This window comes from Bradyrhizobium sp. CCGE-LA001 (assembly GCF_000296215.2).
Taxonomy (GTDB): domain Bacteria; phylum Pseudomonadota; class Alphaproteobacteria; order Rhizobiales; family Xanthobacteraceae; genus Bradyrhizobium.
Genome location: NZ_CP013949.1, coordinates 4,037,622 through 4,060,419, shown reverse-complemented (window position 1 = coordinate 4,060,419; position 22,798 = coordinate 4,037,622). Strand labels below are relative to the sequence as shown.

Sequence of the window (22,798 nt, the reverse complement as noted above, 5' to 3'; positions counted from 1 at the left end):
GCGGCAGCCAGCCGATCAGCTGGGCGAGACACCCCCGGGATTTCCCGGGGCTCAGCGCAGGATCTGGCTCAGGAACAGCTTCGTGCGGGCGTGCTGCGGGGCTGCGAAGAACTCGTTCGGCGTGTTGGCCTCGATGATCTGACCGGCGTCCATGAACACGACGCGGTTGGCGACTTCGCGGGCAAAGCCCATCTCGTGAGTGACGACCAGCATAGTCATGCCTTCCCCGGCGAGGTCGACCATGGTGTCGAGCACCTCCTTGACCATCTCGGGGTCGAGCGCGGAGGTCGGCTCGTCGAACAGCATCACCTTCGGGTTCATGGTCAGCGCGCGGGCGATCGCGACGCGCTGCTGCTGGCCGCCGGACATCTGGCCCGGAAACTTGTTGGCCTGATGCGGGATCTTGACCCGCTCCAGGAATTTCATGGCGGTCGCCTCGGCGTCCTTCTTGGGGATGTTGCGCACCCAGATCGGCGCCAGCGTGCAATTGTCCAGGACCGTCAGATGCGGAAACAGGTTGAAGCTCTGAAACACCATGCCGACTTCGCGGCGCACCGCATCGACATGCTTGAGGTTCGGCCCGAGCTCGATGCCGTCGACGACGATCTCACCCTCCTGGAATTCCTCCAGCGCGTTGACGCAGCGGATCAGCGTCGATTTGCCCGAGCCCGAGGGGCCGCAGATCACGATGCGCTCACCCTTGCCGACCTCGAGGTCGATGTCGCGCAACACGTGAAACTCGCCGTACCATTTGTTGAGCCCGGAAATCTTGACGATGGGATCGGACATGGCGCGCTCCATCAGTTGCGGCGGTGAGCGTTGAGGCGATGCTCGACGAAGAGCGAGTAGCGCGACATTCCAAAGCAGAAGATGAAGTAGACGATGCCGGCGAAGGCAAAGCCGGTGAACAAGGTCGACGGCGTCGACCATTTTGGGTCCGAGAACGAGGCGCGCAGAGAGCCGAGGAGATCGAACAGCGCCACGATCGAGACCAGCGAGGTATCCTTGAACAGCGAGATGAAGCTGTTGACGAGGTTCGGAATGACGTGACGCAGCGCCTGCGGCAGCACGATCAGCGAGGTCGTCTTCCACCAGGACAGCCCCAGCGCCGCCGCCGCCTCGCTTTGCCCGCGCGGGATCGCGGCGAGACCGCCGCGGACGTTCTCGGCCTGATAGGCCCCCGTGAACAGCGCGATGCCGATCAGCGCGCGAACCAGGCCATCGACCGTGAAATTGCCCGGCAGGAACAGCGGCAGCATGTAGGTGGCGAAGAACAGCACGGTGATCAGCGGCACACCGCGCCAGAACTCGATGAAGGCGATCGAGAAGATCCGGATCAGCGGAATGGTGGAGCGGCGGCCGAGCGCTAGCGCAATGCCGATCGGCAGCGAGGTGACGATGCCGGTGACGGAGACGACCAGCGTCACCAGAAGCCCGCCCCACAGATTGGTCGACACAACCGGCAGTCCCCCGCGGTCAAGCCCCATCAGCTTCATGACGATCGCGATGGCAACGAAGGTGACGATACTCCACACGAGGGCTCGCCATCCGGTACGAATGCCGCCACCGAGCACGAAGGCGATCAGGCAGACGATCGCGGCCGTGACGGCGAAATCGGCCCAGACCGGCTGCCCCATCGTCTGGATGTGATCGCGCAGCCAGGTGAGCGGAAAGATCAGCCAGGAGATCGCCGTGCCGACCAGCACGATCAGGTTTCCGAGACCCCACAGCAGCGGGGCGATGGCGGAGGTCTTGCTGAGATTGAGCAGCGCCTGCCCGGCCCCGACGATGCTCTCTTCGAACAGTTGCAGGAGGCTGGCCGTCCAGCTCAGGCCGAAGCCCTTGATGCCGCCGCCGTGCAGCAGGAAGAATGCGACCACCGGAAAGGCGACGAAGAACAGGCCGGCATTGAGATTCTTCGCCGGCAGCCGCGGCACGAGCATCGGCACCAGCAGGACCACGGCCAGGACGAAAGTGAGATCGACCCGCCAGCGCTCGGCCTCGGGATAGAATCCGTAGATCAGCTGCGGCAGCTTGGCCTGGATGTAGGGCCAGCACGCGCCAACGACAAAACCGGCGTTTTCGCTGAGGCACGCTGCGCGATCCTTGCCGGTCCAGACCGCATCGATCACCAGGAACTTGACGGAAGGGACAATCGTGAACCAGAGCAGCAGCGCGCCCACGATCGTGAGCAGGATGTTGGTTGGTGAACTGAACAGGCGAGTGCGCAGCACGCCGATCAAGCCCGTGGTCTTGACCGGTGCCGGACGCTCGGCAACCAAATCCTGACGGACGAAGGCGGAGGTGGTGACATCGCTCATGCGCCGAGACTCCGGCTGACGCGCCACCCATAGACGCTCATGATCGCGCTGGTGAGGAGCGAGATCAAGAGGTAGACGCCCATCGTCATGGCGATGATCTCGATCGCCTGCCCGGTCTGGCTCAGCGAGGTGCCGGCGAACACCGACACGAGGTCGGGATAGCCAATCGCGACCGCCAGCGAGGAGTTCTTGGTCAGGTTGAGATACTGGTTGGTCAGCGGCGGCACGATCACACGCATGGCCTGCGGCACGACGATCAGGCGGAGCGTGGTGCCGCGGCTCAGGCCCAGGGAGGACCCCGCCTCCATCTGCCCCTTGTGCACGGACAGGATGCCGGCGCGGACGATCTCGGCGATGAAGGCGGCGGTGTAGGTCGCCAGCGCCAGCGTGAGCGCCACGAACTCCGGAATGATGCGCGCGCCGCCGGCGAAATTGAACCCCTTGAGCTGCGGCAGCTCGAAGGTAAAGGGCAGACCAAACACCAGCACGGTCGCGAGCGGCAGCCCGACCAAGAGGCCCAGCACGTAAGGCCAGATCCGGATCACCTCCCCCCGCTGAAACAGCGCGCGCCTTGCATGGATGCGCAGGGCCAGCGATGCCACGATGCCGAGCGCCAGCATCGCCAGGAACGGCACGAAGCCGCTGCCGCCAATCGGCGATGGAATGACGAGGCCGCGATTGCTGAGGAAGCTGATGCCGAGCAGCGAGATGCTCTGCCGCGGATTGGGCAGTGCCGCCAGCACCGCGAGGTACCAGAACAGGATCTGGAACAAGAGCGGCAGATTGCGGATGACCTCGACGTAGATCTCGCCGACCCGGGACAGCAGCCAGTTCGGCGAGAGCCGGCAGAGCGCGACGATGAAGCCGATCACGGTGGCGAGGACGATTCCGACCACCGAGACCACGAGCGTGTTGAGCAGGCCGACCACGAACACGCGCAGGAACGTGTCTGAGCCGGTGTAGGAGATCAGGGTCTGGTTGACGTCGAAGCCGGCATTGTTCCTGAGGAAGCCGAAGCCCGCGGCAATGTGCTGGTTCGCCAGATTGGCGCGGGCGTTGGAGACGATCTCATAGCCGATCCAGCCCAGGATCGCCGCGAAGGCAAACTGGACGGCGACGCCGTTCCAGCCTGTCTTGCCGCCCAGCATGCGCCTGATCTTCAGCGCAATCTGGGGCGGCGGTTTACGGGCCTCGGTGCTCATCGCCGCGAGCCGCGGATCGGGGCGATCAGCGGATCGGCGGCGCGTACTGGAGACCGCCCTTGTTCCAGAGATTGTTCAGACCGCGGTTGATCGCGAGCGGCGAGCCGGCGCCGACGTTGCGGTCGAACACCTCACCGTAATTGCCGACCGTCTTGACGATCCGTACCACCCAATCCTTGGTCAGGCCGAGCTGTTCGCCGAAATTGCCGTCGCTGCCGAGCACGCGCTTCAGCTCCGGGTTTTCCAGCTTCGCCTTCTCGTCGACGTTCTTCGAGGTCACGCCGAGCTCTTCGGCGGTGATCATCGCGAACAGCGTCCATTTCACGATGTCGAACCACTGATCGTCGCCGTGGCGCACCATCGGCCCGAGCGGTTCCTTGGAGATGATTTCGGGGAGCACCATGTGGTCGTTGGGATTGGCGAGCTTGAGGCGGTTGGCGTACAGGCCCGACTGGTCGGTGGTGAACACGTCGCAGCGGCCGGCTTCATAGGCCTTGACCGTTTCGTCATTGGTGCCGAACGCGATCACCTCGTACTTCATGTTGTTGGCCTTGAAGTAGTCGGCGAGATTCTGCTCGGTGGTCGTGCCGGTCTGCACGCAGACAGATGCGCTGTTGAGCTCGAGCGCCGAGTTCACCTTGAGCGACTTCTTCACCATGAAGCCCTGCCCGTCGTAATAGGTCACGCCGGTGAAGTTGGCGCCGAGCGAGGTGTCGCGCGAGATGGTCCAGGTGGTGTTGCGCGAGAGCACGTCGACCTCGCCGGATTGCAGCGCCGTGAAGCGGTCCTTGGCGGACAGCGGCACGTACTTGACCTTGGTGGGATCGTTGAAGACCGCCCCGGCGATGGCGCGGCAGAGGTCGACGTCGAGGCCGGTCCAGTTGCCCTTGTCGTCGGGCGACGAGAAGCCCGGCAGGCCCTGGCTGACGCCGCAGGACAGCATGCCGCGGTCCTTGACGGTCTTGAGCGTTTGCGCATCGGCGGCTTGGGTGGACAGGCCGGCGACGAGAGCAAGTGTGAGAGCCAGGGTTACGCGTTTCATGGGCTGAAGGCCTTTCAAGGTCGTCTCAAGGTCAGGAATGTTGTCTTTGGAATCGTCTCTGCCGGGATGAGCCCTGCAAGAGTCATGCTGGAAAACCTTACCGAACACTCGCCGATGTCGGGAGGCCTTACCCTTAATCCCCACCGCTGGCGCCCGCCATTTTTGGCTGTGGCACAAGTCCGGTCAGACGATGGGATCGAAGGTCGCGGCTGCCCCTCAACATGCGGCGACTGAATAGCACCTGCGCATCACAGAACGACTGGCCTGCCGGGTCAAGGGGTTGACGGGACTCTTCTGTGTTCTGTTATTAACGACAGCGGCCTTTGGGCCAGCCCGGCAGGCGCGGCGCGCCCGCGGGAAACGCGGTTTTGAAAGCAGACGCATGGATTCCTCACACCCCTCCCAGCAGCACGCCGAGACCCGGCTGGTCACCTCCGGCCGCGACACCAAGGCGCAGAAGGGGTTCGTCAATCCGCCGGTCTTCCACGGCTCGACCGTGCTCTATCCGACCGCCGAGGACCTGCACGCCCATCGCGGCGAGTTCACCTATGGCCGCCACGGTTCCCCCACCACCAAGGCGTTCCAGGAGACGCTGATGGCGCTGGAGGGGCCGCAATGCGCCGGCGTCGGCATCGTCCCGTCGGGGCTGTCGGCGATCTCCACCACCCTGCTCTCGGTGCTCAAGGCCGGCGACCATCTCCTAGTCTGCGACAACGTCTATCGGCCCTCGCGCAATTTCTGCAACGGCATGCTCGTCCGCTATGGCGTCGAGACCACCTATTTCGATCCGCTGATCGGCGCCGGCATCGACAAGCTGTTCAAGCCCAATACCCGCGCCGTGCTGGTCGAGGCACCGGGCTCGCAGTCGTTCGAGATGCCTGACATCCGTGCCATCGCCGAGGTCGCGCATGGCCGCGGCGCGCTCGTCATCGACGACAACACCTGGGCGACCCCGCTCTATCACCGCTCGCTCGACCAGGGCGTCGACATCAGCATGCAGGCCGCGACCAAATATATCGGCGGCCATTCCGACATCATGTTCGGCACCATCTCGGCCAACGCCAAGGCCTGGCCGCAGATTGCCGAGGGCATTCGCCTGCTCGGCGTCTGCGCCGGACCCGACGACGTCTTCCTCGCGCTGCGCGGTTTGCGCACGCTCTCGGTGCGCCTCGCGCAGCATCATCGCTCGGGGCTCGACATGGCGCGCTGGCTCGCCAGCCGGTCCGAGGTTGCGCGCGTGCTGCATCCGGGTCTCGAGAGCGATCCAGGTCACGCGATCTGGAAGCGCGACTTCACCGGCGCTTCGGGCCTGTTCAGCATCGTGCTGAAGCCGGCGCCGCAGAAGGCGGTCGACACCATGCTCAACACACTCAAACTGTTCGGCATGGGCTTTTCCTGGGGCGGCTTCGAGAGCCTCGCGATTCCCTTCGACTGCGACGCCTATCGCACCGCGACCAAATGGGCGCCGGGCGGCCCGACGCTGCGCCTGCACATCGGGCTCGAGAACGTCGACGATCTCAAGGCCGATCTTGACCGCGGCTTCGCTGCCCTCAAAGCGGCAATGTGAGCCCGCTCGCAAGGCATCGCGCCTGAGAACGCGGCATCACACTGCGGGCGCGTGGTCGCGCCTTGGAGGAACGTGCACCTGTCGTAAACGTTAACGCCGATGCGCCAACAAATGGTTTGATCCTCAAGCGTTTGGCGCTAGCCTCACCAATCGACTCCAATCCGGACACGGAGCATGGGAACGTTGGTTCTGCTCGACCTGATGGGCGGCGTTGCGTTGCTGTTGTGGGGCCTGCACATGGTCCACAGCGGGATCCTGCGTGCCTTCGGTCCCGACCTCAGGCGCCTGCTCGGCAAGGCACTCGGCAACCGCTTCAACGCATTTGCCGCCGGCCTCGGTCTCACCGCCCTGCTCCAGAGCAGCACGGCCACCGCGCTGATCACGAGTTCGTTCGCCGCCGAAGGCCTCGTCAGCCTCGCCGCCGCGCTCGCCATCATGCTGGGAGCCAATGTCGGCACGACGCTGATCGTGCAGGTACTGTCGTTCAACATCGCAGCCATCGCGCCGGTGTTGTTCGTGATCGGGCTCGTCGCCTTCCGTTCCGGCCCGCGCTCGCGGATCAAGGACATCGGCCGCGTCTGCATCGGCCTCGGCCTGATGCTGCTCGCGCTCCACATTCTGCTCGACACGCTGGCGCCGGCCGAGAACGCGCCCGGCGTGCGCGTCGTGATGTCGGCGATCACGGGCGATCCCATCCTGTGCATCGTCGTCGCCGCGCTCATCACCTGGGCGGTGCATTCGAGCGTTGCCAGCGTGCTACTGATCATGTCGCTGGCCTATTCGCAGTTCATTACGCCGGAAGCCGCTCTCGCATTGGTGCTCGGGGCCAATCTCGGCAGCGCCATCAATCCGGTGTTCGAGGGCGCCAGGCGCGACGATCCCGCAAGCTATCGCCTGCCGGTCGGCAATCTCGTCAACCGCGTGGTCGGGACTGCCCTCGTCCTGCCCTTCCTGAGCGTGATCGCCGGACACATGCACGCCTGGCAGCCCGATCTCGCCAAGATGACCGCGGCCTTTCATATCGCTTTCAACGTCGGCACGGCCGTTCTCTTCATCGGCCTGCTCGATGCCATGTCGCGCCTGCTGACCCGGCTGCTGCCGGATCGCATCCGGGAGGCCGATCCGGCGCGCCCGCGCTATCTCGACGAGACCGCGCTGGAGACGCCGTCACTGGCACTCGCGGACGCCGCCCGCGAGACCCTGCGCATGGGCGATCTCGTCGAGGTCATGCTGCGCAAGGTGATGGCTGCGATGATGACGGGGGACCGTGCGCTGGTCGACCAGGTCTCGAAGACGGACAATCTCGTTGACGGCCTCGACGAGGCCATCAAGCTCTACGTGACGAAGCTGATGCGGGGCAGCCTCGACGAGAGCGAAGGACGCCGCGCGATGGAGATCATCTCCTTCGCCATCAACCTGGAGCATATCGGCGACATCATCGACAAGAGCCTCAGCGAGCTCGCCACCAAGAAGATCAAGCACCGCTTCCAGTTCTCGGCCGAGGGCGCCGAGGAGCTCGCGGCCTTCCACAAGCGCACGATGGATTCGCTGCGGATCGCCTTCGGCGTCTTCATGTCGGGCGACGCCAACGAGGCGCGTAAGCTGCTGGTGGAGAAGACGGCGCTGCGCAACACCGAGCTCGCTGCCGTCGAGCGCCATCTGGACCGGCTGCGCGAGGGGCGTCCCGAGACTATCGAGACCACGTCGCTGCATCTGGACGTGCTGCGCGATCTGCGCCGCATCCACTCGCATATCTGCTCGGTGGCCTATCCCGTGCTGGATGCGGCCGGCGAGCCCTATCGCCGGCACGAGGCCGATCGCGCCGCCCTGCCCGCCTCAGGCGCGGCATCGGCGTTACCGCGATAGGTCTCGGGATCAACGGTCCAGCGTCTTCGAGGCGGTGCCGCGGTTCTTCCAGATCAGCATGATGTTTCTGATGTAGATGACGGTCGCGAGCGACTGTCCGAGAATGATGACCGGCTCGCGTTTCACGACGCCATAGACCAGCGTCATCAGCCCGCCGCCCATCGAGCAGAACCAGAACGCCATCGGCACCACGCTGTTGCCGGCGCGCTCGCTGGCGATCCACTGCACCAGGAAGCGCGCGGTGAAGAACAATTGCGCGACGAGGCCGAACGCGAGCCAGAAATCGAACTTGGCGACGAAGACGTCGTAGAGATAGTTGCTCAGCGCCTGACCGTATTGAATGATCATGCGTTCACCTCGGTCACGTCAGGAGTCGGCTTCTTGCGGCGGATCAGCCACCACACACCGGCGAGATCCATGATGCCGATCCACAGCCGGTCGAAGAAGCCGTAGTTGGATACACCGGAGTGGCGCGGCCGGTCGATCACATCGACATAGGCGATGTCGTAGCCTTCGCGGCGGACGAGCGCCGGCAGGAAGCGATGCAGCCCGTCGAAATAGGGCAGCATCAGGAAAACGTCGCGCCGGAACGCCTTCAACCCGCAGCCGGTATCGCGCGTGCCGTCCTTCAGGATCGCGTTGCGAACCCCGTTCGCCACGCGCGACTGAAGCTTCTTGAAGCCGGTGTCCTTGCGCCCGATCCGCTGGCCGGCGGCGAGCCCGACGCGCCCCGCGCCCTTCTCGACCGCCGCGATCAGGTCCGGCAGGAACGCCGGATTGTTCTGGCCGTCACCGTCGAGCGTGGCCACGATGACCCCGCGCGCCGCACGCACGCCGCTACGCACGGCCGCCGATTGACCGCCCGATCGCGCATGGCGCAGCTGACGCAGGTTGCTCCGCTGCTTCATGATGGCGGCAAGCCGCTCGCCGGTCGCATCGGTCGAGCCGTCGTTGACGTAGATGATCTCATAGTCCCAGCGGCCATCGAGTGCCGCCGTGATCTCCTCGACCAGCGGCACGATGTTGTCGGCTTCGTTGCGCACGGGAACGACGATGGAAACCGAAGGCTGGGACGTCGACAAATCGAGGCTCGTGGTTGGAATTGGCCTGCCCCGGGAACCGGCGTCCCGGCAGGCAGCCGCTTTTATGGGGCGGATGCCCCGCGGGCAACCCTTTTGAAAGGGCCCGGGATGGCCACGATGGCGCCGTCGGAGCGGATGGCAAAACCCAGCCTTCGGGCCGCAAACCAGTAGCGCACGGCCATGGCGCCGACCGTTCCCACCAGGGCACCGGCCACGACGTCGCTTGGATGATGCGCGAGCAGCACGAGGCGCGTCAGCAGGATCACGATTGCGTAAGTGAACATGAACACGCGCAAACGCGGCCACAAGGCCGAGACTGCAAACGCCAGGGCGAACGCGGCCACGGCATGCCCCGAGGGCAGACTCGCATAGGCCCCCGTCCCTTCGAACGGGACGAAGTTGAATGCATTCGCCGTACCGCCGACGAAGGGCCGTCCGCGGCCGATGACATATTTCAAAATCTCGGCGGCGAACGCCGACACGGCAACCGACAGAAACAGGAATTGCAGCCGCGTGCCGAAGCCGAGCAGCAGCGCGCGGCGCCTCCCATGCAGCCCTGCCGCAACCAACGCCAGAACCACCAGCCCGGCACCCATCACCGACAGCAGATACTCGTCCTTGCCGAAATCGGTGAGGATGCGGATCGGCCATAGGCCCGGCGTTCCGCGCGCCGGCATCAGCTGGATCTCGGTCTGGTCGAACGCGACCATCAGCACGATGGCCAGGGCTGCGCCCACTGCGCTGAGCCACAGCGAGTGCCGCGCCAGCTTTCGGGCGGCTTCGGCGCGGCGCGAATGCGAGGGCGAGCGCACGAGTTGGGCCAGCGCGCGCCAGGACACGGCGAGCAAGTGCGCGGGATAGCCTGCACGCGGCGCGATATCGGTCGGGCCCCGCATCCTATTCGGTGCCTTCCGAGCGGAAGATCGAGATCGAGATCGCACGCCCTTGCGAGAAATTATAGCCGTCGATGCGCGTGCCGACCTTGTAGCGCAATCCGATCGCCTCGGCGCGCTGCACGAAGCTGCGTTCCGAGCGCTGCTCGATCAGGGCGAAGCGGCAGCTGCCTTGCCCGAGGAAGTCCGCCGCACCCGAGCCGTCGGTCAGCAGCGTCTTCGTGCCCGTCAGGAAGACCAGGCTCGGCTCGTGATAGCCGGCAGAAGCCGCCTTCGGCCCGACGCAGGTGACGTTGCGCAGCGCGCGCGCGATCTCGATGCTCGGAAACAGTGGGGTCAGCGACGGCAGCACGATGCCGTAGACAACCACCGCCAGCATCAAAGCGGCGACCAGCGCGTTGAGCAGCGAGCGCTCGGCCCGGTTGTTGTCGTAGAGCCACCAGGCGAACAGGCCGAAGATCAGCGCGGCCGCGATGAACGGCCAGGCCACGAAGGCCGGCTGCCGCGTCAGGATCACCGCGCCGACCACCGCGATGATCGAGGCGGCCGCGGGGATCGCGAACCACCAGGCCGCGCCGCGCATCAGCCAGGACCGCGACAGCACACGCCGCTCCACCGCGCCGGCGGTGAGGATCGCAATCGCGGGGTACAGCGGCAGCACGTAATGCGGCAGCTTGGTCAGCACCGCCTCGAACACGATCCAGGACGGGATCAGCCAGGCCAGCAGGAACTGCGCGCCAGGCTCGCGCCGCGCCCGCCAGACCGCGGGCGCCGCCATCGCCGCGAGCGGCGCGCCGGGCCAGAAAGTGATCCAGAACAGTGCCAGGTACAGCCCGGGCGGCGCGCCGTGGGATTCCTGGGCCCCCAGCTTGCTCAGCATGTCGCCGCCGACGGAATCGGTGAAGAAGGTCTCGCCCGCGCGCCAGAAGATCGCGACGAACCAGGGCAGCACCAGTACCAGCGTCCACATCAGGCCCCAGACCGGGCGCAGCTTCCAGAGCCAAGACGAGTCACGGTCCTGGATCGCGAGCGCGACGATGGTCAGGCCCGCGAACATCAGGATCAGTGGCCCCTTGATCAGGATGCCGACGGCGAGCGCGGTCCAGAAGATAGCCGGCCAGCTCCAGGGCGGACGGGCCTCGTCCTCGGCGCGCTGCCAGGACAGATAGGCCCGCGCCATTGCTCCCATCGTCGCGACCACACAGAGCAGCAGCATCGCGTCGGTTTTGGCGAGCCGCGCCTCGACGCCGAGCAGCACGGAGGCGCACATCATGAGGGCCGCCAACACTGCGGCACGCCGCGTGATGAAGCCCAGCGCGGCCCAATAGGTCATGAGCACCGCGCCGATCGCTCCCAGCAGCGACGGCAGGCGATAGACCCAGATGCGCAATTCGGCCTTCGGCAGCTTGAGCGCCGCGGCAGCTTCCACGGCAGCCGATTGCAGCCAATAGATGCCGACCGGCTTCTTGTAGCGGACATCCTCCTGGAAGCGGATGTCGACATAGTCGCCGCTCTCCACCATCTGCTTGGTGGCCTGGGCGAAGCGTGCTTCGTCGCGGTCGATCGGCGGAATAGTGAAGAAGCCGGGCAGGAAGAGCAGCAGCGCACACAGCACCAGGAAGCCGACCGCGCGGGCATGGCTGGCCGTGGCGATATCGAGCATGCGCACGAGCCCGCTGCCCGGATTGACGGGCGATTTCGGCTCGCGGGGCGCTCCAAAACGGGGAGTTGGGTAGGTCTCGACCATTGGTTCCGCTTACGCTGAAACCGCCATCGCCACAACCGCTTGAGCCGGGCTCACTGAATTCGAATGACGACTGTGTCCGCGGCGCCCGTGGCGTCGATCACGGTGAGGCGGGCAAAGCCCGGACCGGGCGGATCGATCAGGCGCTGGCGACGGCCGTCGATCTCGCCGAGCGCAGTCCCGTTAACCATGATGGTCATGGGCAGCACGCCGCCAGCGACCTTGACCGGCATGGCTGCGCTCTCCCGGCCAAGGGAACGATCGACGTCGATCCGCGAGCCATTGAGCGGAAACTGGATGTGCAGGGCCTGCTCGCCTCCCGTGCGCACCAACTCGCCGACCGGACGGAACCGCTTCAAGGGCAGCGGCAGCTTGGTGTTGCTAGCCACCAGAGTTCCCTTGGGCGGCTTCGGCAAGGGCGCCAGCGTCTTGCCGGTTCGGGCGAAGGCGTCGAACAGGATCGGAGCGGCAGCGACGCGCCCGATCAGGCCCGGAACTGGCGCACCGTCGGGCCGGCCGACCCAGACGCCGATGGTCATGCGGCCATCGAAGCCGACCGACCAGGCATCGCGATAGCCATAGGATGTGCCGGTCTTGAAGGCGATACGGTTATGGGCAGCGTTCTCCGGCGGAGGCGTGCCCAACAGCACGTTGCCCACTTGCCAAGCCGCGACCTGATCCAAGAGCCGCAGCGGCTCGCGGTCATCGCTGTCGGCCATGATCTCGCGCAGCGGCTTGGTCGTGCCGAGTCGCGCGAAACCCGTATAGAGCTGAACGAGATCCTGGAGCGTCACGCCAACGCCGCCGAGACCCATGGCGAGGCCCGGCGCCTCGTCCTTGGGCAGCACGAGATTGCCGCCGGCCTGCCGCAGCCGCGAGGTCAGCCGGCTGGAGCCGACGCGATCGAGCAGCACGATGGCCGGTACGTTCAGCGACAATTGCAGCGCCTTCCGCACCGGCACCGTGCCCTGGAACGTCATGTCGAAATTTTCCGGCGCGTAGGAGCCGAAGCGGACCGGCCGGTCGTCGATCAGGCTCTCGGGATGAACGAAGCCGTCCTCGAAGGCGAGTCCATAGATGAAAGGTTTCAGCGTCGATCCCGGCGAACGGACCGCGCGGGTCATGTCGACCTGCCCTGCCCGGCTCTCGTCGAAATAATCGGCCGAGCCGACGCGGGCGAGCACGTCGCCGCTCTCGTTGTCGACGACGATGATGCCGACCGAGATGTTCGGCCCAAGCGCAATCGCGCGGTCGCGCGCCAGCGGCTCCAGCACCTTCTGCAAATTCGCATCCAGCGTCAGCTTGATGACCGGCTTGTCCTTGACGATCGACAGCGCGCTGTCGGAGGCATGCGGCGCGAGGATCGGCATCGGCCTGCGCAGCTTCGGGATGGGAACGGCCTTGGCCTGCTTCGCATCCTCAGCGCTGACCTGATGCTCGCCGACCATGCGGTCGAGCACGCGGTCGCGCGCGATGCGGGCTGCCTCGGGATGGCGATCGAGCCGGCGCGTCTCCGGCGATTGCGGCAGCGCCACCAGCAGCGCAGCCTCGGCCAGCGACAATCGCTTCGGCTCCTTGCCAAGATATGCGATCGAAGCCGCACGGATGCCTTCGAGATTGCCGCCGTAAGGCGCGAGCGCGAGATAGAGGTCGAGGATCTCTTCCTTGCTGAGGGTCCGCTCGATCTCGATGGCTCGCACCGTCTGCCGCAGCTTGGCATAGAGCGAGCGCTGCCGCCGCGGCTCCATTAGGCGCGCGAGCTGCATGGTGATGGTCGAGCCGCCGGACACGATGTGGCCCCGTGTCGTCAGTTGCAATGCGGCGCGGCCCAGCGCCAGCGGGTCGATTCCGTCATGGGCATAGAAACGCTGGTCCTCATAGGCCAACAGCAGCTTCAGATAGATCGGATCGACATTCGTTTTTGCGTCGACCGGCAGCCGCCAGCGTCCGTCGGCCATGGCATAGGCGCGCAGCAGCTTGCCGTTGCGATCGACGATGGTGGTGGAGACCTGCCGCGCCTCGTCGAGCGGCAAAGGGCCGAGCGAGTAGACCCAGCCGACGAAGCCGATGATGGCGAGGATGAAGGTAAGCGCGAGGGCTGAGAGAAGTCGAAAGACGAGCTGCCCTCTCCGCCCGTCATGGCCGGGCTTGTCCCGGCCATCCACGTCCTTCGCCGCGGCAGCAAAGTTCGTGGATGCCCGGGACAAGCCCGGGCATGACGACTGCGTGTGCGGCGTCACTTCCTTCATCTCACTTCGCTGCTCGCACCTCGACGGACCCCGTACCGGTGCGGCCGTAGCGCGAGGGATTATACATGTCCTCGACATAGGCCTGCGGCAGCACGTATTTGCCCGGCGAGACCGCGCGCACGATATAGGCGACGGTGAATACCGACTTTGAATCCGAGGCCCGATCGATGGCCGCAGTGAAGCGGTCGTCGCGAAACTCGGTATTCTCGGGCTCCTCGCCGTCCTCGATCCAGTCCAGCGTGCCGCTGTCCCCGGAGGACACAAGCTTCGGATTGTCGATCTCCAGGCCCGCCGGCAGATAATCCGCCACCATGATGTGGCCGTACTCCGGCTTGGCCTCGGTGATCTTCAGCACCACCGCAAAGCGCTGGTTCTGCTTGACCTTGCTGATGTCGGCTGGCTTGCCGTCGAGCGTGAAGTAATTGCGCTCGATCTTGAAGCCGTTCGACGCGGCCGGCTCCGGCGTCACCGGCGAGCCCGACACCGAGACCACCGCCTGCACCGGTGCATCGCCGGTATTGGTGATCTTCAGCGGCTTGCCGCTCAGCGTGTCCGGCTTATAGCTGCGATAGAGCGCGGACTTGACCGGCTGGCCGTCCACCTCCATCGACAGGTTCTCCTTGGCCAGCGCCCGCGCCGCCAGCACCAGCCAAGCATTCTCCTGCGTGGAGGTGTAGGGCGTGAGGCCGCGGGCGGTCTCGACCCGAGCGACAGCCTGAGTCAGCGTCGCCTTCGGCGCATTGCCTTCGCTGGCGAGCGACACCAGAGCTGCGGCATCGCGAAGCTGCGAGCCGTAATCGGTGCGGCCGAATTCCAGCGCGGGCTTCGGCGCGAGGCTGTCGAGCGCAGCGCCGTACACACGCTCGGCTCGGTTGCGATCGCCGACCAGCGCCAGCGCCGCCGCAAGCTGCGATTTCGCGATCGGCGTTGCGAGGTTGGCAAGCTTGGTGTCGGCGAGATAGCGGAGGTCGCCGATCGGCGCCGCGCCATTGCGCGCGAGCACGTAGAGGCCGTAGGCGAGCTCGCGCCCACCGTCCTTTTCCGGCTCGTCGGCATTGACGACGGAATTGCGGATGCGGTCGAGCGCGTTCTTGAACAGCACGTCCGGCACCGCAAAACCCTTCTCGCGGGCGCGGGTCAGGAAGTCCGTCACATAGGCGTCCAGCCATTCATCATCGCCGCCCGCCGACCACAGTCCGAACGAGCCGTTGGAACCCTGGCGCGCCAGGAGCCGCTCGATCGCGTCGCGGATGCGCTGGTCGACCTCGGTGTCCATCGCCAGATGCGCCCCCGCGGCGAGATCGTTGACGTAGAGCAGCGGCATGGCACGGCTCGTGATCTGCTCCGAGCAGCCATAGGGATAGCGGTCGAGTGCCTTGAGGATCGTCGCCGCATCGAGCGCGGTCGACAGGCTTGCCGAGACCGAGACGCTGCCGGTGCCCGGCACGAGGTCCGAGAACATGTCCGGGGTCAGCGTCAGGCTCTCGCCCTTCGCCAGCGTGCGGATCGAGCGGCGCGCCAGCACCTGGGTCGCCGCCTTGACGTCGAGCGCATAGTGGCGCGCGAGCGTAAGGCCGTTCGGCCCCGTGATGTCAACGTCGAACGTCGCCTGCCCCGCCGCCGTCGCATCGATCGCCAGCGCGAACGAGTTGCGCTGCTTGGCGGCGAGCTTGACGGTGGTGGCGGGATTACCCGTCATCTTCACCGGGCCGGCCGTTTTCACGTTGATGACGTAGTCGCCGGCCTGGCCCTCGACATTGTCGATCTCGAGATTGACCGTGCCGCGGTCGCCGTTGAGCAGGAAGCGCGGCAGCGTCGTCGTCAGCACCACGGGATCGCGGATCACGACGTCGGTGTTGGCACGGCCGAGCTTGGTCGCGGTCCACGCCACCGCCATCACGCGCGCGGTGCCGGCAAACTCCGGAACATCGAAGCTCACCTCAGCCGAGCCGTCGGCGGCGACCGTGACGATGCCTGAATACAGCGCCAACGGCTTTTGCGTGGGGGGCGAACCCTGGAGCTCGCCACCAGCGTCGCCGCCGGACTTGATCTGGCCGCGCGTGCCCGACATGCCGTCGATCAACTGCCCGTAGAGATCGCGGATCTCGGCGGTCAGGCTGCGCTGGCCGAGATAATAATCGTCCGGCGCCGGCGGCTTGTAATTGGTGAGATTGAGGATGCCGATATCGACCGCGGCGATGACGACCTTCGCGTCCTCGCCCGGATTGAGCCCGTCGAGCTTGACCGGGATCTTCAACGTCGAATTCGGGCGGATCAGCGCCGGCGGCGTCAGCTTGACCTGCAACGTGCGGGCCTGCTTGTCGATGCCGAACCATTTCAGGCCGATCGCCCGTCCCGGCATGCGCTGGGCGGCCGCGTCGAGCGGACGGCGCAGCGTCGCCACGACATAGGCGCCGGTACCCCAGTCTTTGCCGATCGGAAGCTTCACCTGCGCGGTGCCTTCCTTGACGTCGACAGTCTGGGTCGTCAGCAGGCGGTCGCCGAACACGTTGATGGTCAGCTTGCCGGCGCTGCGCACATTGACCGACACGGTCATGGTGTCGCCGGAGGCGTATTGCGGCTTGTCGATCGAGGTCTCCAGCAGGTCCGGCGTATCGGCGCTGCCGTCCGAATACCAGCCGACATCGAACTGTATTGAGGTCACCGGGCCGTCGGCATCATTCGACTTCACGTCGAGCCGGTAGCGGCCGGACTGGGGGTTCAACGAAATCCGCGACGGTTTATCGGCGGCGACCACGACGTCGCCGTCAGCAACGCGCGAGGTCGACTTGACCGGCTCGTACTCCCAGTAATTGTTCTGGCGATACCATTGGTAGCGCGACTCCATCTTCAGGAGCTCGTAGCGCAGACCGTCGCGCGGCAGCGTCTTGCCCTCTGGCGAGACGAACACGACGTCGAATTCCGCCTTGTCGCCCTCGGCGACGTTCTTGTCGCCGAACAGCGGCTTGATGCCGATCATGGCGCTCGCTGGCGCGATCGGCAGCACGAGCTTGCGCTCGACGGCGCGGCCGCCGGTCTCGACCATGCGGACGAATATCTGCGCCTCCTGCGGTCGGGTCGAGGCCGGCTGCTTGTCCAGGGTCACCGGAAAGGTCGCAACGCCGTTGGCGTCCGCCTCGGGCAGGTTCTCGAGCGCCGTGCGCTCGTTCGAGGTGGTCTCCTCGTCGTCGACGCCGAACTGGTAGCCGGCAAAGCCCGGCCGCTCCTTCGCAGGTGCCACCAGCATATCGCCTTCGAGCTGGAGGCCCGAGGCCGGCGCGCCATAGAGGAAATGACCGTCCGCCTTCAGTTCCACTGGAGCATTAGCTGTGATCACCTTGTCCTTGGCGGACAAGTCGAATTCGATCCGGTCCGGGACATAATCCTCGACCATGAAGGTGGTCTCGCCGACGGCCGATCCCTTCGGGTCGGTAAAGGCGCGCGCCCGCCACGTCCCGGTCGGGACGGCCGAATTGAGCGGCACGGCCAGCGTGCGTCCGCCGGCGCCCTGGTCGGCCAGCACGGCACGCCGATATTCGACGCCGTCTGGGCGCTCGATCACCATCGTGAGCGGGCCGCCGGTGACGGCATTGCCCTGTCCGTCCCGCAACAGCGCGGTGAGATAGACCGTCTCGCTGGAGCGGTAGACGCCGCGCTCGGCATAAACGAACGCGTCGGCGCCTGCAGGCACCGCACGGCCGGACACGCCGCGGTCGGACAAATCGAAGGCGGAGGACTTCAGGCTGAGGAAGGCATAGTCGGCCTTCTCGCCGCTGACAGTGAGCATCGCCGGCGATAAGCCACCCTCGCCGCGCGCTAGCCCCGCCTCGAACAGCACATGGCCGGCATCGTCGGTCTTGCGGGTCGCCAGGATCTCGTTGTTGCGGGCAACTAGCCGCACCTCGGCCTTGCCGATCGGATCGGTCGACGCCAGCGAATTCACGAACACATGGATGCCGTCATTGCCGGAATAGGCGGTGATGCCGAGGTCGGAAACGATGAACCATTGCGTGGCGAGCTGGTACTCGTCGTCCGAGCCCGGGCTCTTGGCGGCGGCGGTCATCACGTACACGCCGGGCTGCAACTCGCCGAGCGCCTGGTCGACCGGGAATGCCGTCGTGACGTCCTGGTTCAGCGTCATCGCGGTCGCGAGCTCGCCGGACCAGACCTTGACGCCGCGCTCGCCGCCGAGATCCGAGAGCTGATATTTGGTCAGCGTCTTCTGGAAATCGCTGTCGACCACCGTGTTGATCAGGTTGCGGTCGCCGATCCGGAACACGTCGATATTGACCGCGGGCGTGTTGACGCTGACCACGGGAATGCCGCGCTGGCCGGTCTTCGGCAGCACGTAGGCGCGGCTGGTGAAGCGCACGAACGGCTTGCGGTCGCGCACATAGATGTTGAACTCGGCCGATTTCGGCAGGCCCTCCTTCACCGTCGATGGCAGGCCGGCGCGCAAATTGATATTATAGCGTTCGCCGTGCTTCAGCCCGTCGACGCAGAGCTGCTTGCCTTCGGCCGACAGCGCCGGCTTGTCCTGTCCCGCCAGCGCCAGGAACGGCGCGAAGTCGGTACGCTTGGCAAGCTCCTCCGAGAACTGGAAGCAGGCCCGCGGGCTCGCCGAATCCGAGTCCACGGTGTAGTCGAGCAGCCGGAAACCGTGCTCGTTGCGCAGCTTCTCATATTGTCCGCGGACCTCGGCGACTTCGCGCGTGTCCAACGACAGCCGCATCGCGTCCAGTGCCGGCCGCCACAGCTTGCGCTCGGCCAGCGCCTTGCCGAGCACGGCGAGCGCGTCGGCCTCCTCGCCCGGATTGCCGGCGCGCTGATAGGCGATGTAGGCGGCCGTCGAGGCGCGCTCCAGCAGGAAGGTCTGCTCGCTCGAGCTCTTCGGCGAGATCTGGAAGATGACCTTGGCGAGCCGCAGCCAGTTGGCGGTGTCCTCGGGCGTGGTCGCCGCGATCTGGCCGAGCACCGACAGGCCGCTGCGATAGTCGTTGCGTCGGAATGCGGCGTCCGCGTCGGTGCGCAGCGTCGCGCTCGATTTGGCGACGGGTCCTGCCTCGCTCTTGATCTGGGCCTCGAGCTTGATTGCGGAATCGGCGAGATCGTCGCGCTTGAATGCCTTGTCGGCTCCGTGCGCTGCGCTGAGGCCGAGCGCCAGCGTGGCGCAGAGTGTGACGGCGCGGATCAGACCGATCATGAAGGACTCCCGGAAAGCGCGGACGAACGCCGCGACGGCAAATGAAATGCGCGGAAAGGTGACGGACTCATGGCGGTGGAACCAAAGCTGCAGATCGTCGCAATCGCCATGACAAGGCCAGCCCAGAGGAGACCGATCAAGGTACCGCCGCGCACGCCGTCCTAATGGCGCAGCAATCCCAGACCAGTCGACCAGCAGCCGCGTCCCGGAAGCTGTTCAGCGGTCCCGGCGATGTGATCCATCGTCCAGTCCGCTGCCGCTCGACCCGGCACCCTGACACGCCACCGTTCCGCTTTGTCGCGGCATTGAGGAAAACGGTTCGGTTCAGACTTGGCGAAAGGCGAGATTTTTCATATTGGCATGGTAGATGAACAGTCGCCCCACCCGGGGCGGCCTAAGAACGGTCCCGTAGCTCAACTGGATAGAGTAGCGGATTTCTACTCCGCGGGTTGCAGGTTCGAGTCCTGCCGGGATCGCCACGCATTGCATGCCTCGACGTTCAATGCGTCAAATCCTTGTCAAATTGGCTGGCTGGGGTTGGGACAACGACGCTCCCTTGGTGCACCTGCCACCACCGCGCAATCGCCGCCGTCAGGTCATCCCAAACCTCCGTCGACAGATCCGGCACGGCCACGCGGACGCTGTAGCGATCCGTGGTGGCGTCGTGAAACCACTCGGTGGCCGCGAAGTCGAAGCCGAAGCTGCCGGCGTGGCGGATCGGCAAGCCTGCTTCCGTCAGATCACGGCTCATCAACTCGGCGGCCTGCCGAGCGCTGGCCTCATCGAGCGGCCGGCTGCTGCGCAGCGTGACATAGAGGCCGTGGGCGAAGTGCAGCTCGGCCGTCAAAGGCGCCAGCGCCGCGGCAAAATATCGGCTCGTGCGCCGGCCGTTGCGCAGGATCGCGGCGATGCGCCGCCTCGTCAGCGTCCAATAGGCCGGCGTGCCCACATAGGGCGGGAAGTGCGCCGGCAGCGCTGCGCCGCCGAACAGACGGACCGCATCGCGCATGTCCTGCGCCAGGCGATCACAGGTCGAAGGGCCCTGCCCATCCGCGTCCGGACCGACGAAGACCGCAGACCCGAGTCGGCCGTATTCCGCCCCGAGCGAATCCAGCTTGGTGTGGCTTCGCACCATCACGACGGGTAGCCGGCACCGCCGCGCCCAGCTGAGCACGCGGCGGATGCGACCCGATCCGCCGGCAAAGCACGTCGTGTCGAAGATCAGCAGATCGAGCCCAGCTCCATCAGTGCGAAGCGCAGCTGCAAACGCGCCGGCCGGCGCGCATGAATCCAGCAGCAGGATGTTTCGTGAGCCGGCGCGGGCCAACGCGTCGCCCAGCGGCAGCTGCAGCCTGACCAGCCGCAAATGCGGGGCGAAGCGCTCGATCAGCTCGATGGTCTCGCCGTAACAGCCCGGCATCACCAGGATGTCGGCCCCGTCGAACACGCGCGCCGAGGCGAACAGCAGCGCCGAGATCGCCGCCATGCCCGACGCCGTGTAGATCGTGCGGCCGGTCTCGTGCTGATAAAACGACGGACCGCGCACCTCGAGGTCCGCCCGCTGGTAGTCGTAGCTGAACTCGAAGGGGCCGCTTGCGGGCGAGGCCGTCGCCGACCACGCCGTCTCCGTCGCCTTCCAATCGCGCAGCTCATGATCGGCCCGCAGCGCGGCCGTGATCTGGAACTTCGACTTGACGACCTCGTCGACCGATCGCGGACGAGGCAAGCACAGCGGGTTTCTCAGGCAACTATTCAGCAGCCCGAGTTCGTCATGCTTGCGTTCCAGGTAGGCCTGAATGGTCTCCATGCGCCTCTACAGATCCAACATGGATGGAACGTCCAGAAAGTGCCTTGGGTCCAAAACTGTGACTGAAACGAACGTCGGCCTCGACCGTTGAGACTGCGCAAGGAGGACCATATGTCGGAAATCAGAGAGCACATGAAGATCATCGGCAGGGACGGCGCGCATGTCGGCACCGTCGACCGCCTCGAGGGCAACCGGATCAAGCTGACCCGGAAGGACAGCCCCGAAGGTCACAAGGACCATCATCACTATATCGATACCAAATATGTCGGCGCCGTCGAGGGTGACACCGTCAAGCTGTCGGTGAATGCCGACGCCGTGCCCAAGCAGGAAGCGGCATAAGAAGATCAAGCCCCTTCGGGGGCTTTTTCTTTGTTCGCGGAGCGCGACAGCCAAGCTCCCCAAATCTCGTCCTTCAACAAAATGTGCGCAGACCTGTCAGGCGAACGGGAGCGCCCTATCTATGCGCCATGCCAGGAAGCTGTCGCAGGATATACTGATGCCGCCGTCTGATTGGACACGGATGGCCATCGCATCGGGGGTTGCCGCCACCGCCATCGCATTTTTGGCGATAGATGCTGCCGTGGACGTGAGCCCGAGGGGCATCGCAAGGCGACTCGAAGTGGTGCAAGCGTCCCTGACGCACGCCGCGGCGGGTCACCATCAATTGGCCTTTGCCGTTCGTGCCTGGGCGCGTGGGAGTGACCAGACGCACCATCCGGCCGGCTATCAATCATGCATCGAGCGTGACGAGCAAAGGCCGCAGCCGGTAGGCGTCGATCGCGGCGTTTGACAGCAGCAGTCTGCGCCGCTCCCCACGCAGCATCATGCGGTCGATCCGGTTCAGGATGAAGCGGGCCGAGTCCTTGCGCTCGCCAGTGAGCAGGCCGGATTGGTCGAGATATCTCCAGGCGATCTCAAAGGATTGTGCGCGCAGCTCGGGATCGGTCATGGCCGGCCAACGCTGCCACGGATCGAATGTTCCCGCCTGAGACCTGAGCCGGGCGGATCGACCGCGGTCCCGATCGGTTGGGCGGCCGCGCGACAAAATTCTGCGCGTCGTGGAACGAGATCACAACCGGCACGTTGCATCGACGAAACAGAGTGGTGCCGACCCGCCAGCCCCGGTCGGCCTTGAAGGACCTCGTGCTTGTCCCCCAAGCACGGGGTTTTTCTGTTTTCGGACTAGCCGGTGAGACAAGACCGTTACTCGCTCGGCTCCTCACGCCGTTCGCGAGCGAGCTGGTGCCAAGCCAGGGCGAGCTCGATCAGGCGTTGCCGATCAGCGCCTTCGGACGCTGCGGCCCGCTTCATTGCGGCCTCTGCCTCGTGCTGTGGATCGTACTGGCTACACATGACGCTGACATCTTAACCGGACGATCTGGACAAGCGCGTGGCATTTTCGTCCGTATGATTGCGGGGTAATGTCGCGACCGGAGTTGTGGCGTGCGAACTGACAACCGCGCGATGCATGCGCTGATCGCAAAGCCGGACCTTCATTCAGACCGATCTGTGAATTGCATCACATCCGGCGGACGACATCTTCGCTAAACATCGAGGCAACGCTTCGCTGAAGCGCCAGCGCTTACACGAGCGCAGAGGATATGATGGTCGCTCCTGTCATGACACACAAAGCAGCAGCCGACGTGGTCGTCCCGACGCCACGACAGAGACCCGACCTGCTCGGCATCGCCTATCTCGGCACCATCACCATCGTGATGCTGGCCTGGATCGGCGGCCTGGTCTGGGCCGCGATCGCGTTCTTCAACTGGCTGGTATCTTGATGGGCGGAGCGATCCGGGGTGCAACACCAATCCTGCTCTAG

Annotated in this window: 16 protein-coding genes and 1 tRNA gene; 5 read left to right on the top strand and 12 right to left on the bottom strand. The window is 65.5% G+C overall.

Annotation, left to right across the window (positions count from 1 at the left end; genetic code table 11):
• Window positions 1-51 precede the first annotated feature (51 nt).
• The 4 genes from BCCGELA001_RS18805 to BCCGELA001_RS18790 are packed head-to-tail and all read right to left on the bottom strand — an operon-like array spanning window position 52 to window position 4,565.
• Window positions 52-789 carry an amino acid ABC transporter ATP-binding protein gene (locus tag BCCGELA001_RS18805; RefSeq protein WP_008559049.1) on the bottom strand — a complete coding sequence of 246 codons (738 nt, stop codon included), beginning with the start codon at window positions 787-789 and terminating at the stop codon, window positions 52-54.
• 11 nt (window positions 790-800) lie between these two features.
• Window positions 801-2,321, bottom strand: a complete 1,521-nt coding sequence (locus tag BCCGELA001_RS18800) for an amino acid ABC transporter permease (RefSeq protein WP_008559046.1) — start codon at window positions 2,319-2,321, stop codon at window positions 801-803.
• On the bottom strand, window positions 2,318-3,523 hold the full coding sequence (locus BCCGELA001_RS18795; RefSeq protein ID WP_060736022.1) for an amino acid ABC transporter permease: 1,206 nt from the start codon (window positions 3,521-3,523) through the stop codon (window positions 2,318-2,320). Before BCCGELA001_RS18795 ends, BCCGELA001_RS18800 begins: the two co-directional genes overlap by 4 nt.
• 25 nt (window positions 3,524-3,548) lie before the next feature.
• Window positions 3,549-4,565, bottom strand: a complete 1,017-nt coding sequence (locus BCCGELA001_RS18790) for an amino acid ABC transporter substrate-binding protein (protein ID WP_008559035.1) — start codon at window positions 4,563-4,565, stop codon at window positions 3,549-3,551.
• A 382-nt stretch (window positions 4,566-4,947) separates the two neighbouring features.
• On the opposite strand from BCCGELA001_RS18790, the gene metC reads away from it, so the two are divergent.
• Both metC and BCCGELA001_RS18780 read left to right on the top strand, forming a co-directional pair.
• Entirely contained in the window at window positions 4,948-6,132 is a 1,185-nt protein-coding gene (gene metC, locus BCCGELA001_RS18785) for a cystathionine beta-lyase (protein WP_008559033.1), read from the top strand.
• Between the two features lie 174 nt (window positions 6,133-6,306).
• Complete coding sequence (locus BCCGELA001_RS18780; protein WP_008559032.1) at window positions 6,307-7,998, top strand: Na/Pi cotransporter family protein; 1,692 nt, start codon at window positions 6,307-6,309, stop codon at window positions 7,996-7,998.
• A gap of 9 nt (window positions 7,999-8,007) precedes the next feature.
• Here the strand turns inward: BCCGELA001_RS18780 and BCCGELA001_RS18775 are convergent, their stop codons facing one another.
• The 6 genes from BCCGELA001_RS18775 to BCCGELA001_RS18750 form a co-directional block, all read right to left on the bottom strand.
• Window positions 8,008-8,346: a lipid-A-disaccharide synthase N-terminal domain-containing protein gene (locus BCCGELA001_RS18775; protein WP_008559030.1), complete on the bottom strand. Its 339-nt coding sequence runs from the start codon at window positions 8,344-8,346 to the stop codon at window positions 8,008-8,010.
• Window positions 8,343-9,080, bottom strand: coding sequence for a glycosyltransferase family 2 protein (locus tag BCCGELA001_RS18770; RefSeq protein WP_060736021.1), 738 nt, complete (start codon window positions 9,078-9,080; stop codon window positions 8,343-8,345). Before BCCGELA001_RS18770 ends, BCCGELA001_RS18775 begins: the two co-directional genes overlap by 4 nt.
• Before the next feature lie 62 nt (window positions 9,081-9,142).
• On the bottom strand, window positions 9,143-9,976 hold the full coding sequence (locus BCCGELA001_RS18765) for a phosphatase PAP2 family protein (protein ID WP_008559027.1): 834 nt from the start codon (window positions 9,974-9,976) through the stop codon (window positions 9,143-9,145).
• Window position 9,977: 1 nt separating this feature from the next.
• Entirely contained in the window at window positions 9,978-11,720 is a 1,743-nt protein-coding gene (locus BCCGELA001_RS18760) for an ArnT family glycosyltransferase (RefSeq protein ID WP_060736020.1), read from the bottom strand.
• Window positions 11,721-11,770: 50 nt separating this feature from the next.
• A complete protein-coding gene (pbpC, locus tag BCCGELA001_RS18755; RefSeq protein WP_060737718.1) occupies window positions 11,771-13,882 on the bottom strand; it encodes a penicillin-binding protein 1C in 2,112 nt (703 codons plus the stop codon).
• Between the two features lie 85 nt (window positions 13,883-13,967).
• Window positions 13,968-19,169, bottom strand: coding sequence for an alpha-2-macroglobulin family protein (locus BCCGELA001_RS18750; RefSeq protein ID WP_060736019.1), 5,202 nt, complete (start codon window positions 19,167-19,169; stop codon window positions 13,968-13,970).
• Window positions 19,170-19,571: 402 nt separating this feature from the next.
• On the opposite strand from BCCGELA001_RS18750, the gene BCCGELA001_RS18745 reads away from it, so the two are divergent.
• Window positions 19,572-19,648, top strand: a tRNA-Arg gene (locus BCCGELA001_RS18745).
• Window positions 19,649-19,668: 20 nt separating this feature from the next.
• Here the strand turns inward: BCCGELA001_RS18745 and BCCGELA001_RS18740 are convergent.
• Window positions 19,669-20,976 carry a hypothetical protein gene (locus tag BCCGELA001_RS18740; RefSeq protein ID WP_008558999.1) on the bottom strand — a complete coding sequence of 436 codons (1,308 nt, stop codon included), beginning with the start codon at window positions 20,974-20,976 and terminating at the stop codon, window positions 19,669-19,671.
• Between the two features lie 111 nt (window positions 20,977-21,087).
• Between BCCGELA001_RS18740 and BCCGELA001_RS18735 the strand changes: the two genes are divergently transcribed.
• Window positions 21,088-21,315, top strand: coding sequence for a DUF2171 domain-containing protein (locus tag BCCGELA001_RS18735; RefSeq protein WP_060736018.1), 228 nt, complete (start codon window positions 21,088-21,090; stop codon window positions 21,313-21,315).
• A gap of 391 nt (window positions 21,316-21,706) precedes the next feature.
• On the opposite strand, the gene BCCGELA001_RS18730 is transcribed toward BCCGELA001_RS18735, so the two are convergent.
• The gene (locus BCCGELA001_RS18730) at window positions 21,707-21,925 is read right to left on the bottom strand and encodes a hypothetical protein (RefSeq protein WP_008558995.1); all 219 of its coding nucleotides are present in this window, start codon (window positions 21,923-21,925) and stop codon (window positions 21,707-21,709) included.
• A gap of 670 nt (window positions 21,926-22,595) precedes the next feature.
• Here BCCGELA001_RS18730 and BCCGELA001_RS38395 point away from each other — a divergent pair.
• Window positions 22,596-22,757: a hypothetical protein gene (locus tag BCCGELA001_RS38395; protein ID WP_060736017.1), complete on the top strand. Its 162-nt coding sequence runs from the start codon at window positions 22,596-22,598 to the stop codon at window positions 22,755-22,757.
• Window positions 22,758-22,798: the final 41 nt, after the last annotated feature.

Coding starts and splice junctions, on each gene's coding strand:
- BCCGELA001_RS18805 (WP_008559049.1), bottom strand. CDS start 789: ATGTCCGATCCCATCGTCAAGATTTCCGGGCTCAACAAATGGTACGGC.
- BCCGELA001_RS18800 (WP_008559046.1), bottom strand. CDS start 2,321: ATGAGCGATGTCACCACCTCCGCCTTCGTCCGTCAGGATTTGGTTGCC.
- BCCGELA001_RS18795 (WP_060736022.1), bottom strand. CDS start 3,523: ATGAGCACCGAGGCCCGTAAACCGCCGCCCCAGATTGCGCTGAAGATC.
- BCCGELA001_RS18790 (WP_008559035.1), bottom strand. CDS start 4,565: ATGAAACGCGTAACCCTGGCTCTCACACTTGCTCTCGTCGCCGGCCTG.
- metC (WP_008559033.1), top strand. CDS start 4,948: ATGGATTCCTCACACCCCTCCCAGCAGCACGCCGAGACCCGGCTGGTC.
- BCCGELA001_RS18780 (WP_008559032.1), top strand. CDS start 6,307: ATGGGAACGTTGGTTCTGCTCGACCTGATGGGCGGCGTTGCGTTGCTG.
- BCCGELA001_RS18775 (WP_008559030.1), bottom strand. CDS start 8,346: ATGATCATTCAATACGGTCAGGCGCTGAGCAACTATCTCTACGACGTC.
- BCCGELA001_RS18765 (WP_008559027.1), bottom strand. CDS start 9,976: ATGCGGGGCCCGACCGATATCGCGCCGCGTGCAGGCTATCCCGCGCAC.
- BCCGELA001_RS18760 (WP_060736020.1), bottom strand. CDS start 11,720: ATGGTCGAGACCTACCCAACTCCCCGTTTTGGAGCGCCCCGCGAGCCG.
- BCCGELA001_RS18750 (WP_060736019.1), bottom strand. CDS start 19,169: ATGATCGGTCTGATCCGCGCCGTCACACTCTGCGCCACGCTGGCGCTC.
- BCCGELA001_RS18740 (WP_008558999.1), bottom strand. CDS start 20,976: ATGGAGACCATTCAGGCCTACCTGGAACGCAAGCATGACGAACTCGGG.
- BCCGELA001_RS18735 (WP_060736018.1), top strand. CDS start 21,088: ATGTCGGAAATCAGAGAGCACATGAAGATCATCGGCAGGGACGGCGCG.
- BCCGELA001_RS18730 (WP_008558995.1), bottom strand. CDS start 21,925: ATGACCGATCCCGAGCTGCGCGCACAATCCTTTGAGATCGCCTGGAGA.
- BCCGELA001_RS38395 (WP_060736017.1), top strand. CDS start 22,596: ATGACACACAAAGCAGCAGCCGACGTGGTCGTCCCGACGCCACGACAG.